Origin of the sequence: Vibrio sp. SBT000027 (assembly GCF_963894355.1) — a bacterium.
GTDB lineage: Bacteria > Pseudomonadota > Gammaproteobacteria > Enterobacterales > Vibrionaceae > Vibrio > Vibrio splendidus.
Genome location: NZ_CAWQGD010000004.1, coordinates 147,039 through 158,628 on the forward strand (window position 1 = coordinate 147,039; position 11,590 = coordinate 158,628).

Sequence of the window (11,590 nt, forward strand, 5' to 3'; positions counted from 1 at the left end):
CTAATGACTTACATGAAAGCAGCGACGGCAAGCATTGACTTAAACGCGCTCGAACATAACTTGAATCAGATAAAATCGAAGGCTCCACAGTGTAAAGTTATGTCGGTTGTGAAAGCCAATGGCTACGGGCACGGCTTACTGCATATCGCCAAGCACTCTAAGAACTCAGATGCTTTTGGTGTGGCGCGTATTGAAGAAGCCTTACAACTGCGAGCTGGTGGTATTGTTAAACCCATTTTGTTGCTGGAAGGGTTTTACTCTTCGGGTGATTTACCCATCCTGGTGACCAATAACATTCAAACTGTGGTGCATTGTGAAGAGCAATTAAGCGCGCTTGAGAATGCAGATTTGGAAACACCCGTTGTGGTATGGCTTAAAGTCGACAGTGGCATGCACCGATTAGGTGTTCGCCCTGAGCAATACCAAAACTTTGTTGAGCGTTTGCATCAATGTGCGAATGTTGCCAAACCTCTACGTTACATGAGCCACTTTGGTTGTGCTGATGAACTTGATAGAGCAACCACCGTTGAACAGACTGAGCTTTTCTTATCTCTCACTGACGGCTGTGAAGGTGAGCGTTCACTTGCTGCCTCTGCGGGTCTATTGGCTTGGCCTAATAGCCACCTTGATTGGGTTCGTCCGGGAATCATCTCTTACGGTGTTTCGCCTTTTGCTGATAAATCAGCGCAAGAACTTGGCTTTAAGCCTGTGATGACTCTGACCTCACATCTGATTGCGGTTCGTGATGTTAAAGCGGGTGAAAGCGTAGGTTATGGCGCTAACTGGACCAGTGAACGTGATACCAAGGTTGGCGTGATCGCGATTGGTTACGGTGATGGTTATCCACGCATGGCTCCTAACGGCACTCCAGTGTTCGTTAATGGACGAAAAGTACCGATCGCAGGACGTGTGTCAATGGACATGCTAACGGTTGACCTTGGCCCTGATGCTGCAGATAAAGTCGGTGATGAAGCGACATTATGGGGTAAAGATTTACCTTCAGAAGAAGTAGCAGAACATATCGGCACTATCGCGTACGAGCTAGTCACTAAGCTGACTTCGCGTGTTGCGATGGAGTATGTGAAGTAGCTATGGATCTTGTAAACTAAATGATGTTCAAGCGAACTACTCGACACTGGCTAACGTCAGTCTTGGCGTTAGCCAGTGTCAGCTTTTCTTCTTCTGTCTTGAGCGAAGAAAAAGATTCAGCCTTTGTCCCTTTCTATTTTAGTACTGAAACTTTGGGCAATACCTTTGGGGTTGCGGGTGTCGCAAAGGGCGTTTGGCAACCTCAAGCCGCTCTGTTTGGTATGGCGCTTTATTCAGACAAAGACAGTTACGTCGGTTTTCTATCGGCCTTTAACTACGCTTTGTCTGAGAATGTTTTGTTCAGTACTCAGATGTACCAAGCGCGCTTCAACGACAATCCTTATTACATTGGCTCTCAAGGCGACAACGATTCATCTATTGATGATAAAACCATTGCCGATGGCTTAGAGCAAAACTATCAGTTTGAATTCAAGTATTTGCTACCTTGGGGCAATGTTGCAGAACATGGCTTGTTAGGGGCTTTTCAGCCAATCAAAGATGTGAGTTTTGCTTCGCCCGTCGAGTCGGGTGTCAGTTCGATTATCTTCACGCCTTTTTATACGGCTCGTGAGCTAGAAGGTTTAAATAATACTGAAGAGGCGACAGGCTTTAGTCTGGCATTGGATTGGGATAACCGTGATAGCACGCGTAACCCAACCACAGGCTCTCATACTAACCTTGAATTCACGACTGGCGCAGAAAGCTGGTCTAACGATGATTTATGGTTGAAGTGGACGTTCCAAAACAGTCAGTACTTCGCATTAGGCCCTTTAGGTGACCTGTTCGACCAACAAGTCGTGGCGCTCGATTTTTATACTGCTGATACGCCAACCTGGGATAACTGCTCTGGGCAAGATTGTGCTCGTCCACCGGAAACTGAACAAGCTCGATTGGGTGGTTTATATCGCTTACGAGGCTATACCGGAGGTCGCTACCACGGACGTTCTGCGGTTCATTACTCTGCTGAGTACCGAGTAATTCCTGATTGGCAACCTTTGGGTGATATCCCACTGATTAACTACTACGATTTGCCTTGGTGGCAATGGGTCGCGTTTGCCGAAGTCGGGCGCGTTGCGGATGAGTACGATATAAAAACACTGCACTCGGATATGAAATGGAGCCTAGGCGGCGCGGTTCGTTTCCAAGTAGAGGGTATTGTTGTTCGTGCTGAGTTAGCTCGAGGTGGTGATGAAGGGACCTTTAGGGTCATGATAAACCAGCCTTTCTAATCTGGTTTTACTAACTCGAATATCTCATATTTTAAAAGGGTGGCACATAACTGTGTCACCCTTTTTTGTTTTCTATCATTATGTTTTTAATAATATTTTATAGCTGGCTACTTAAGGTTATTCACCTTGAATGGTCGCAATAACCGTACGGCTTCCACCACAATCTCGGTGTTCTCCTAAGTAAATGCCCTGCCATGTTCCTAAAGCTAAACGACCACTGCTAATTGGTATTGTCACACTGGTGCCAAGTGTCGATGCTTTAATGTGGGCTGGCATGTCATCATCGCCTTCATAGGTGTGTCTGTAGTAGGGTGCTCGCTCAGGTACAAACTTATTAAAGTGTGACTCCATATCGTCACGGACGGTAGGATCAGCGTTCTCGTTTAGCGTGAGGCTGGCAGAGGTATGTTGGATAAAAAGATGTAATAAACCAACAGATAGAGAATTGATATCGTGTATCTGTTGTTCAATTTCATCAGTAATGAGATGAAATCCACGCTTTCGTGCATTTAGGTGTATAGTCTTCTGAATCCACATACGCCATCCTTTATAATGTATTTGGAAAAAAAGTGGTTTAACGCTATCTTTTGAACTTGAATTTATCAGGTATCGCTCACATTTAATTATGTTAGAGCTAGAGTCTGTACCGATTCTTGTATCAGGAAATCGAATCCTGATTTATCTCAAGGTACAGCTCTTCATATGCGGCATAATACGTCGTGAAAAAAAATTACAAAGAATCTTTCAGTGGTGACGCGGTTTGGTCATCACAGAAAAATATAAACTTTCGCCTAATCGGGGGTTCTATTCATCACCCAGGTGACGTTTAGAATAAAACCTACAGTAACATCGGGATAGATACCATGTTGAAAAATATCAACCCAACGCAAACACAAGCGTGGAAAGCTCTAACTGCACATTTTGAGTCTGCTCAAGATATGGATATGAAAGAGCTGTTTGCTCAAGATGCAAAGCGTTTCGAGAGCTTTTCTACTCGTTTCGGTTCTGACATCTTAGTGGATTACTCTAAGAACCTTATCGATGCTGAAACGATGCAGCACCTATTTGCTCTTGCGAACGAGACTGAAGTTAAGTCTGCAATCGAAGCAATGTTCGGCGGTGATGCAATCAACAAGACTGAAGGTCGTTCAGTACTTCACACTGCTCTACGTAACCGTAGCGACAACCCAGTAATGGTTGATGGCAAAGACGTAATGCCAGCAGTGAACGCAGTACTAGCAAAAATGGAACTGTTCACGCACCGCATCGTTTCTGGTGAGTGGAAAGGTTACACAGGTAAAGAGATCACAGATGTAGTTAACATCGGTATCGGCGGTTCGGACCTTGGTCCATACATGGTGACTGAAGCACTTACGCCATACAAAACTCGCCTGAACATGCACTTCGTTTCTAACGTAGATGGCACTCACATTGTTGAGACACTTAAGCCTCTTAACCCAGAAACAACGTTGTTCCTAGTAGCATCTAAGACATTTACGACTCAAGAAACAATGACGAATGCACACTCTGCTCGTGATTGGTTCCTGGCTGAAGCAGGTGATGACGCACACGTAGCTAAGCACTTCGCAGCGCTATCAACTAACGCAACTTCAGTTGCTGAGTTTGGTATTGATACTGACAACATGTTCGAATTCTGGGACTGGGTTGGTGGTCGTTACTCACTATGGTCTGCAATCGGCCTTTCTATCTCTCTTTCTATCGGCTTCGATAACTTCGCTGAGCTACTAGACGGCGCACACGAGATGGATAACCACTTTGCTTCAACTGAGTTTGAAAGCAACATTCCAGTGATCCTTGCTCTTATTGGTGTTTGGTACAACAACTTCCATGGCGCTGAGTCAGAAGCGATTCTACCTTACGATCAGTACATGCACCGTTTTGCTGCTTACTTCCAGCAAGGTAACATGGAATCAAACGGTAAGTTTGTTGACCGTGAAGGCAACCCAGTAGAATACCAAACAGGTCCTATCATCTGGGGTGAACCTGGTACTAACGGCCAACACGCTTTCTACCAACTGATTCACCAAGGCACTAAGCTGATCCCATCAGACTTTATTGCCCCTGCTATCAGCCACAACCCGGCATCTGATCACCACCAGAAGCTAATGTCTAACTTCTTTGCTCAAACTGAAGCACTAGCATTCGGTAAGACAAAAGAGACAGTGGAAGCTGAATTCCTAGCGGCTGGCAAAACAGCTGAAGAAGTGGCTGAGCTTGTACCTTTCAAAGTATTTGAAGGTAACCGTCCAACGAACTCTATTCTTGTTAAGCAAATCAACCCTCGCTCTTTAGGTAACCTAATCGCGATGTACGAGCACAAGATCTTTGTTCAAGGCGTTATCTGGAACATCTTCAGCTTCGACCAATGGGGTGTAGAACTTGGTAAGCAACTAGCAAACCAAATTCTTCCAGAGCTTGCTGACGATGCTCAAGTAACATCTCACGACAGCTCAACTAACGGTCTAATCAACGCATTTAAAGCGCTTAAAGCTTAAGACTGTTTAAGTAACACCAAGTAATAACTGTAAACGCCAACCTTTCGGTTGGCGTTTTTTATGTCCGTTGATTTTACGGCAATAAAAAAGGCTGACGTATGTACGTCAGCCTTTCGTTTTTTTATTTACTCGATTGTCTCTATTCGAAACAGATCTCGATGAAGGCGTTACCCCACTGAGATGTGAAAGGCATGATGATAATAGCTCCTTCACACTTATGACGAATGGTGTGGCCTTTACCTGATACGACGATTGGCGTTGCCATGTCGAAATCAAAGCCGCTTTCTGCAAGAATACGTTTTGCACCACCAGTCACCATATTAGTGATTTCACCCACCATATCGGTCACTTCTTCGTTCAAGCCATTTGGTCGTTCACCCAACATGTTTTCCATGATTTCTAGGGCAAGACCTTCATCAAAAGTGATCGACATTGAGCCACGAGATTGTGTGCCAACCATACCAATTAGGCCGGATACATCACCACGAGCGATCTCATCTTTCTTAACTCTTGGTTTTTGTGGCTTCAATTCTAGAGAAGCCATCGTTTTTAGTACATTCATCAAAGAAGCTAAAAACGGGTTTACAAATTCAGCGCGCATAATGTTCTTCTATAATCTTATTCTTTCATCTCGGAGGAGCAAGATTGGCAAATGCCATGCGATTCAATGACATGATTGGTCAATTGAAAGCCATGCTTCTCAGCGTTACTAGCGAGTAGAGTGACAAGCGCATCGTCTTGCAATTCTATCACAGTGCCACATTTATCGCAGATCAGTAGTTGGGAGAAATGTTTGTTTGCATTGCAAGAACAGCAACATATGAAGCTATTGGTTGATTCAACTCGGTGAATGAAACCTTGTTCCAACAAGAAATCCAAAGCACGATAAACTGTAGGAGGCTTGGCTTGCGGTTCACTGACTTTCAACTGCTCTAATAATTCATAAGCGCTAGAGGCTTTTTTATTAGAGAAAATGAGCTCAAACACTCGCTTTCTCTGAGGTGTTAATCTAACGCCTCGAGATGCGCATATCCCTTCAACTTGCTCTATTAATGTGTGGTCCAAATTTTTCACCATTCAATCGGACATCCCTATTCAAACCCTATTTCTAGGTTACTACGTTTTGGGAGCCAATGATTTCTATTAAAGTCAGGTACAGAGCGTATTGTGACCCACGACTTTGAATAAGACAAGGTAACTCAAAATGACAGTGTGACTCAAGGCATAACTGATTAATGAGGCTGAATTAGAGATCTGGTGAATATGTTTATAAAAAAATGTGCAATAAGGTGCTTTTAATAAAAAGCTCTCAATCGACATTAGCTTGTCATCGACTAAGAAAGGTTTAGCGTTACTGGGTGCGGGAGCGGCTTTGGTAGCTGGTCACCCTGAACTTATCACCGCGAGTTTATCGGCAGATGGTGTTCAATTCGGTGGCATTATTGGCGCAAGTGCTCCAATAGTATTTGGCCTATGGGAAACCCTACGCAATGAGTTTAAGTAATGGCAGAGTATCAGACAATAATTGTTGCCGTTGTTAGTGCCTTGTCTAGCGGGGTAGGTGTAGGCATTACACTTAAAACCGATGTTAAGTGGTTGCGTTTAATGATGGAAAAGATGGATGAGCGTTTGACTCGGTTGGAAAATAAAAGCCCCACATAAGTGGGGCTTTACAAAGCAGGTTAACTAATTTCTGGCAATTCTTCTTGCCCCATCCAATCGAGCGGCGATGCTAACTCAACGAAATCCTTGTATTCATCTATGTCAATGGTTTCGAATTTTTTTTCTATATAGAAGAACTTCAGCCAAAGCGCTGTTGATTCATACAGAATTTTGTCTGAATTTGATGGAGTATTAGAATACTTCTCCAGTAGAGTATTGAATATCTTTCCTGTAGGTGTTTGCTCTTGTGAGCGTGAAGTATTTTGTCCTATCCACATAGTGTGATTTATCGAGTTGGTCGACGAATTAAAATGGGGAGAAAAAATTTCTTTTAGGTATTCAATTACAGTTAGTCGGTAGCAACCATCCCTGTAAGGGTTTCTTCTTAGGGGTTGGTAGCGATTAACTGAATACTCTGATACTAATTCTGAAGGACTAAAGTACATCTCTAAAAGTCGATTTTGAGAACGTTCGGATATATAAGACTCGAAAAAAGTATCTAAGTAGATTGTCTTTTCGGTGTCACCCTTTTGGTACTTTCTTTGAAATGTGCCACTTATGATCTCATCGAAGAGGTTGCTGTCTTTTTCTTGTATGCATAATAATGTAGTTAACATTAAAATATCAACTTTTGAACCTCTAGGCATGTTAGAGATAGTAGCTATAACTCTATCCGTAATTTGTATTGCAGTTCTTGCAGAAACCTTTAAAGAATCCAACATCACAGATATGTTTTTTAGGGTGGTGTTTGCATCATCATTGAAGGGAAGAACTTCAATGTTCAAGTCTCTAAAGTAGGTTCCAGACAGTTTGCTATAATCACAGTGCACTTCAAGGAAGTTTTCTAGGTTCGGGGACTTCAAGCTATAGCGGCTGTTAAAGAAGCGACCGAGATAAATTTTAGCGTTAAAGCCCTCACCATAGACAGCTTTTACGGCATGTTGTAATTGGTCAGTATCGGTAGCAACCACAAAAACAATTCCTTCTATGTTAAAGATATGCTTAATAGTTTCTAGCATCTCTACTGCATAGCTTGGTCTACAGCGATCTAGTTCATCGATAAAGATAAAAGCAGGTAAGCTTTTTTTCTTTAGCCCGACGACAGCTTCAACCCACTCGAATACGCTTTTCTTTAGGCTATCTATTGCGGCACTTTTAGCATCATGCTCATCAATTAAGTGCTTGACGGCCTCGGACGCGGCGAAGCTCATATCAATTGGTTTACCATCATCGTCTAGAACATCTTTGCCATCATCACCTTTGATTGGTCCAATAGCGTCCTCATCCTCATCAGCGTTCATAATCATAGTTGGGTCAATTCCAACATAGCGTTTGAACAAACCTCTACCGATACCTGGAGCGGCTGACTTTAATAGACCAATTAGTTTTCTAGGTACTTTGAACTCAGGTGCATCTTTATCTTTTCCTGCTTGCTTCCTTAGTTGCTCTATTATGGATGAGATTACCGTCATTAATGGGTCATCAGAGTAATCCTTTTGCCAAGCATCAATATAGACAGTAGGGTAAAATTCTTTAACATCTTCAGACCAGCGTTTCAGGAAGTATGTTTTTCCTGAACCCCATTCAGAGTTTAAATTCAGGACATAGTTTTGTTTTTGTTCATCTTCCTCTCTAGCTTTGTCATAGCCTTGTGAAGCAAGAAGCTTGGTTAGAAAGGTTGCATATTTTGCCCTGTCTAATTTATCTTCAGGGAAAAATACCTTGTTAACTTTCAATCCTTCAGTCCAGCTTAACTTTATGTCTTGGCTCATTTATTTTTATACCATTTATTATTGTAAGGTTTATTTGAAGGTGAATATATTGAGCAATTAATTTTATATCAAGCGCTTATTTTATGGACTGATCTTTTTTATTGTGTAGCTTATGTGGAAAAATTTGTGTGTATATCTGCCACAAAACATTCAAGTTTCTATGTCCAGTAACTTGAGCTACCTCTTCAATCGAATAGCCTTTTTCGAACAAGCGACTCGCTCCCTCTCTTCGTAGGTCGTGATACCTCAAATCCTCAATACCCAATTCGTTTCTTACTCGCTGCAAACCTGCACTAACACTTCGTGAGTTGTAAGGGAAAATAAGTTCGTCTTTGTTCCTGAATGTTTTCGATTCCCTGTGTATAATCGCCCAATTATTTTTGACTACAATGTCCACTGTGAAGCGTGATTCACCGCTTTGAAGTGTTCTTTTTAATGCTAGATGCCTTCGTTTCACTTCATCAATACGTACTATAGGCGTACTGAACGGGTGAGTTTGCGGCAGAACTAGCGAGTTTCTGTATATATATGCAGTGTATAGATTTTGAGTAACGTTTTATGAAACCTGACAATACCAGTAAATACGCGGCTAACCGCTTATCCGTTGCACCCATGTTGGATTGGACTGACCGCCACTGTCGTTACTTTCACCGTTTGCTTTCTCAGCAGACGCTTCTGTACACGGAAATGATAACAACGGGTGCGATCTTACATGGTAAGGGCGACTTTCTAGAATATAACGAGCAAGAACATCCTCTTGCACTTCAACTCGGCGGTTCAAACCCGGTTGATCTGGCGGCGTGTGCCAAGCTTGCTGGTGAGCGTGGCTATGATGAAATCAACCTTAATGTCGGTTGCCCTTCCGACCGAGTTCAGAATGGTCGCTTTGGTGCTTGCCTAATGGCTGAGCCTGAGCTGGTGGCGGATTGTGTGTCGGCGATGAAAGAAGTCACTGATATTCCAATTACCGTGAAAACGCGTATTGGTATCGACGACCAAGACTCTTATGAGTTCTTAACTAAGTTTGTTTCGACGGTTTCTGAAAAAGGCGGCTGTGAGCAATTTACTATTCATGCGCGTAAAGCATGGTTGAGTGGCCTTAGCCCGAAAGAGAACCGAGAGATTCCACCGCTAGATTATGATCGTGCATACCAAATCAAGAAAGATTTCTCTGATCTTGTGATTGCCGTGAATGGTGGCGTTACTACTCTTGAGCAAACTAAAGAGCACTTGCAACACCTTGATGGTGTGATGATCGGTCGTGAGGCTTACCATAGCCCGTTTATCTTGGCTGAAGTTGATCAGCAGATCTTTGGTTTAGACACGCCAATCAAGAAGCGCTCACAAGTGGTTGAAGAAATGTACCCGTACATTGAGCGTGAGCTTTCAAATGGTGCAAGCTTAGGACACATCTCTCGTCATATGCTTGGTTTGTTCCAAAGCATGCCGGGCGCAAGACAATGGCGTCGTTACATCAGTGAAAACGCACATAAGAAAGGTGCAGGTATCGAAGTGATGCAGACAGCATTGGCTAAGATCCCTAAAGAACTAAACGTATAACCTCCCTCGAGGTTAAAAGTTCGAGCTTAAAAGCCCAAGGTTAGAAACTTAAGGTTAAAAAACCAAGCTTAAAAACCTAAGCTTAAAAACTAAAGCTTAAAACTTAAGGTTAAATTCGCCACTAGAGGCTAAATTTGCCATTGATAGTTTCTTTAAAAGCCACGCATTTAGATGTGTGGCTTTTTATTTACCTGATAAGTAAGGGTTTTATTGGTTTTACTAACTTGGTATGGAAGCTGCAATGTTAGAAGGTAGGAAAGATAGGTCATTAACTCATTAGGGAGACCATTATGTTTGAATTAATCTTTGTTCTTATTTTCGTCGCAACTCTACTTGTCACTGGTATCACGTTTATGACGGTATTGGCTGCAACCGGAATCGCGTTAGTCGTCATGTTGGTCTTGGGTATGATGGGGGTTGTGTTTAAGTTGCTGCCTTGGTTAATTGTAATTGCATTGGGTATCTGGTTTTTCAAAAACTTTGTACACAGTTCTAACCAAAGACGTTACTAAGGTCATGGTGTCGTCAAATCTTTGATCGTCAGCGGTTTATCGTTTGAGAATTTAAGATGTGTGATAGAATTTTCCCCAATAATCTATGAATGTGCATACAATTAGCACAACGATATGGAATTGGAGCTATCTCAAATGAATAAAATGCCATTAATTGCTTTAGTGGGAATGCTATCTTTAAGCTCGGCAGTGTCTGCTGAAGAAGAGTTTTCTTACACGGCTAAAGTCGGTGCCGATATGTGGTGGGGAAGTACAAAGCTAAACGAAGTTAGACAAGATGATGATTCTAACTCACCTTCGTTGTATTTCGCATTTGAGCATAATGCCCCGATGCTACCAAACGCTAGCTTTCGCTATACTTCTGTTGATGCAGATTCATTGGCTTTCGATAAGTACGACTACACCTTCTATTACACGTTGTTAGATCACAAGCTGATGAACTTCGATGCGGGTGTGACGTTTACTCAGTATTCAAACTCGAATTACATCGAGCCTCAAAATGGCACTCAAACAAGCTTTGATGAATTCACTTGGAGCTTCTACGGTAACGCAGAGATCAACGTTCCTGAGACCAATTTCGATATCATTGGTACGATGGAGTTCGGTGATAGCAGTGGTATTAAGAGCACGGATTTGATGGCGGGTGTTCAGTACCGAATTCCTGTAGCAGAAACTGAAGTAGCACTGCGTGGTGGTTACCGCGTGATCGACCTTGATTCGGAAGAGTTCTTCTCTTCAGAGGTTGGCAAAGAGTTTGTCATGGTTGATGGCTGGTTTGCTGGCGCTGAAGTGCGCTTCTAGGCCATATAAAGCAAATTTAGAACGAATTTTGAGAACGCCACTTTATTAAGTGGCGTTTTTTTATATCTATTGGTTATATCCTTCTGGAATTAGTTAGCACATTCATCACTTTCGACCATCCTTTATACAGAGAGCTAATTAGCGTCTATTCTTATAAGGTCTATGTTGTGAGGTCAAAGCAAGGGATGGAATATGACACTCAATGAATTACGAAATTTATATAGAGAAAACCTGTTAGTTGAAGCGATCATAGAGCCCTCAATTCAAGAAGGGTCTTGGGTTGTGGAGTTTCGCCATATGGGAGGTGGCTTTGTTCTGCTTACTGATGTTCATGGTGAAGAGTGCCATTACGCGGATTTAGACCTAGCATCTAAATCGGCAATGGCGGTTGGCTTTCAGCAAGTGCGTATTGAAAACCAGTAAGTCAATTTACGTTTCAATCGGTTTTT

Annotated in this window: 14 protein-coding genes; 9 read left to right on the forward strand and 5 right to left on the reverse strand. The window is 42.6% G+C overall.

From position 1 onward, the window contains the following. Positions 1–3: 3 nt before the first annotated feature. Both alr and AACU28_RS10585 read left to right on the forward strand, forming a co-directional pair. A complete protein-coding gene (alr, locus tag AACU28_RS10580; protein ID WP_017080826.1) occupies positions 4–1,089 on the forward strand; it encodes an alanine racemase in 1,086 nt (361 codons plus the stop codon). A 23-nt stretch (positions 1,090–1,112) separates the two neighbouring features. Then, the gene (locus AACU28_RS10585) at positions 1,113–2,318 is read left to right on the forward strand and encodes a BamA/TamA family outer membrane protein (RefSeq protein WP_102447833.1); all 1,206 of its coding nucleotides are present in this window, start codon (positions 1,113–1,115) and stop codon (positions 2,316–2,318) included. Positions 2,319–2,435: 117 nt separating this feature from the next. Here the strand turns inward: AACU28_RS10585 and AACU28_RS10590 are convergent, their stop codons facing one another. Beyond that, entirely contained in the window at positions 2,436–2,855 is a 420-nt protein-coding gene (locus tag AACU28_RS10590; RefSeq protein WP_121602928.1) for a secondary thiamine-phosphate synthase enzyme YjbQ, read from the reverse strand. A 326-nt stretch (positions 2,856–3,181) separates the two neighbouring features. Here AACU28_RS10590 and pgi point away from each other — a divergent pair, with 326 nt between their 5' ends. Beyond that, the gene (pgi, locus tag AACU28_RS10595; RefSeq protein WP_004735848.1) at positions 3,182–4,834 is read left to right on the forward strand and encodes a glucose-6-phosphate isomerase; all 1,653 of its coding nucleotides are present in this window, start codon (positions 3,182–3,184) and stop codon (positions 4,832–4,834) included. A gap of 139 nt (positions 4,835–4,973) precedes the next feature. On the opposite strand, the gene AACU28_RS10600 is transcribed toward pgi, so the two are convergent. Continuing rightward, the gene (locus AACU28_RS10600) at positions 4,974–5,435 is read right to left on the reverse strand and encodes a chemotaxis protein CheX (RefSeq protein WP_004735847.1); all 462 of its coding nucleotides are present in this window, start codon (positions 5,433–5,435) and stop codon (positions 4,974–4,976) included. A gap of 17 nt (positions 5,436–5,452) precedes the next feature. Further along, entirely contained in the window at positions 5,453–5,911 is a 459-nt protein-coding gene (zur, locus tag AACU28_RS10605; protein WP_017078243.1) for a zinc uptake transcriptional repressor Zur, read from the reverse strand. Between the two features lie 247 nt (positions 5,912–6,158). On the opposite strand from zur, the gene AACU28_RS10610 reads away from it, so the two are divergent. Both AACU28_RS10610 and AACU28_RS10615 read left to right on the forward strand, forming a co-directional pair. Continuing rightward, positions 6,159–6,338 carry a hypothetical protein gene (locus AACU28_RS10610; protein ID WP_121602929.1) on the forward strand — a complete coding sequence of 60 codons (180 nt, stop codon included), beginning with the start codon at positions 6,159–6,161 and terminating at the stop codon, positions 6,336–6,338. After that, positions 6,338–6,496 (forward strand): hypothetical protein, encoded by a 159-nt coding sequence (locus AACU28_RS10615; RefSeq protein WP_183091189.1) that lies wholly within the window; start codon positions 6,338–6,340, stop codon positions 6,494–6,496. The genes AACU28_RS10610 and AACU28_RS10615 overlap by 1 nt, the downstream gene beginning before the upstream one ends. A gap of 20 nt (positions 6,497–6,516) precedes the next feature. Here the strand turns inward: AACU28_RS10615 and AACU28_RS10620 are convergent, their stop codons facing one another. Both AACU28_RS10620 and AACU28_RS10625 read right to left on the reverse strand, forming a co-directional pair. Beyond that, positions 6,517–8,268: a KAP family P-loop NTPase fold protein gene (locus tag AACU28_RS10620; protein WP_121602930.1), complete on the reverse strand. Its 1,752-nt coding sequence runs from the start codon at positions 8,266–8,268 to the stop codon at positions 6,517–6,519. A 76-nt stretch (positions 8,269–8,344) separates the two neighbouring features. After that, on the reverse strand, positions 8,345–8,665 hold the full coding sequence (locus tag AACU28_RS10625) for a tyrosine-type recombinase/integrase (RefSeq protein WP_121602931.1): 321 nt from the start codon (positions 8,663–8,665) through the stop codon (positions 8,345–8,347). Positions 8,666–8,826: 161 nt separating this feature from the next. Here AACU28_RS10625 and dusA point away from each other — a divergent pair, with 161 nt between their 5' ends. The 4 genes from dusA to AACU28_RS10645 all read left to right on the forward strand — a co-directional run bounded on the left by dusA (position 8,827) and on the right by AACU28_RS10645 (position 11,564). Next, on the forward strand, positions 8,827–9,828 hold the full coding sequence (gene dusA, locus AACU28_RS10630) for a tRNA dihydrouridine(20/20a) synthase DusA (protein ID WP_017080832.1): 1,002 nt from the start codon (positions 8,827–8,829) through the stop codon (positions 9,826–9,828). Positions 9,829–10,118: 290 nt separating this feature from the next. Further along, positions 10,119–10,340 (forward strand): envelope stress response protein PspG, encoded by a 222-nt coding sequence (gene pspG, locus AACU28_RS10635; RefSeq protein WP_004735816.1) that lies wholly within the window; start codon positions 10,119–10,121, stop codon positions 10,338–10,340. Positions 10,341–10,454: 114 nt separating this feature from the next. Next, entirely contained in the window at positions 10,455–11,141 is a 687-nt protein-coding gene (locus AACU28_RS10640; protein ID WP_017080082.1) for a TIGR04219 family outer membrane beta-barrel protein, read from the forward strand. Between the two features lie 192 nt (positions 11,142–11,333). Then, positions 11,334–11,564: a hypothetical protein gene (locus AACU28_RS10645; RefSeq protein WP_004735813.1), complete on the forward strand. Its 231-nt coding sequence runs from the start codon at positions 11,334–11,336 to the stop codon at positions 11,562–11,564. The last annotated feature ends 26 nt before the right edge of the window (positions 11,565–11,590 follow it).

Coding starts and splice junctions, on each gene's coding strand:
- alr (WP_017080826.1), top strand. CDS start 4: ATGACTTACATGAAAGCAGCGACGGCAAGCATTGACTTAAACGCGCTC.
- AACU28_RS10585 (WP_102447833.1), top strand. CDS start 1,113: ATGTTCAAGCGAACTACTCGACACTGGCTAACGTCAGTCTTGGCGTTA.
- AACU28_RS10590 (WP_121602928.1), bottom strand. CDS start 2,855: ATGTGGATTCAGAAGACTATACACCTAAATGCACGAAAGCGTGGATTT.
- pgi (WP_004735848.1), top strand. CDS start 3,182: ATGTTGAAAAATATCAACCCAACGCAAACACAAGCGTGGAAAGCTCTA.
- AACU28_RS10600 (WP_004735847.1), bottom strand. CDS start 5,435: ATGCGCGCTGAATTTGTAAACCCGTTTTTAGCTTCTTTGATGAATGTA.
- zur (WP_017078243.1), bottom strand. CDS start 5,911: ATGGTGAAAAATTTGGACCACACATTAATAGAGCAAGTTGAAGGGATA.
- AACU28_RS10615 (WP_183091189.1), top strand. CDS start 6,338: ATGGCAGAGTATCAGACAATAATTGTTGCCGTTGTTAGTGCCTTGTCT.
- AACU28_RS10620 (WP_121602930.1), bottom strand. CDS start 8,268: ATGAGCCAAGACATAAAGTTAAGCTGGACTGAAGGATTGAAAGTTAAC.
- dusA (WP_017080832.1), top strand. CDS start 8,827: ATGAAACCTGACAATACCAGTAAATACGCGGCTAACCGCTTATCCGTT.
- pspG (WP_004735816.1), top strand. CDS start 10,119: ATGTTTGAATTAATCTTTGTTCTTATTTTCGTCGCAACTCTACTTGTC.
- AACU28_RS10640 (WP_017080082.1), top strand. CDS start 10,455: ATGGAATTGGAGCTATCTCAAATGAATAAAATGCCATTAATTGCTTTA.
- AACU28_RS10645 (WP_004735813.1), top strand. CDS start 11,334: ATGACACTCAATGAATTACGAAATTTATATAGAGAAAACCTGTTAGTT.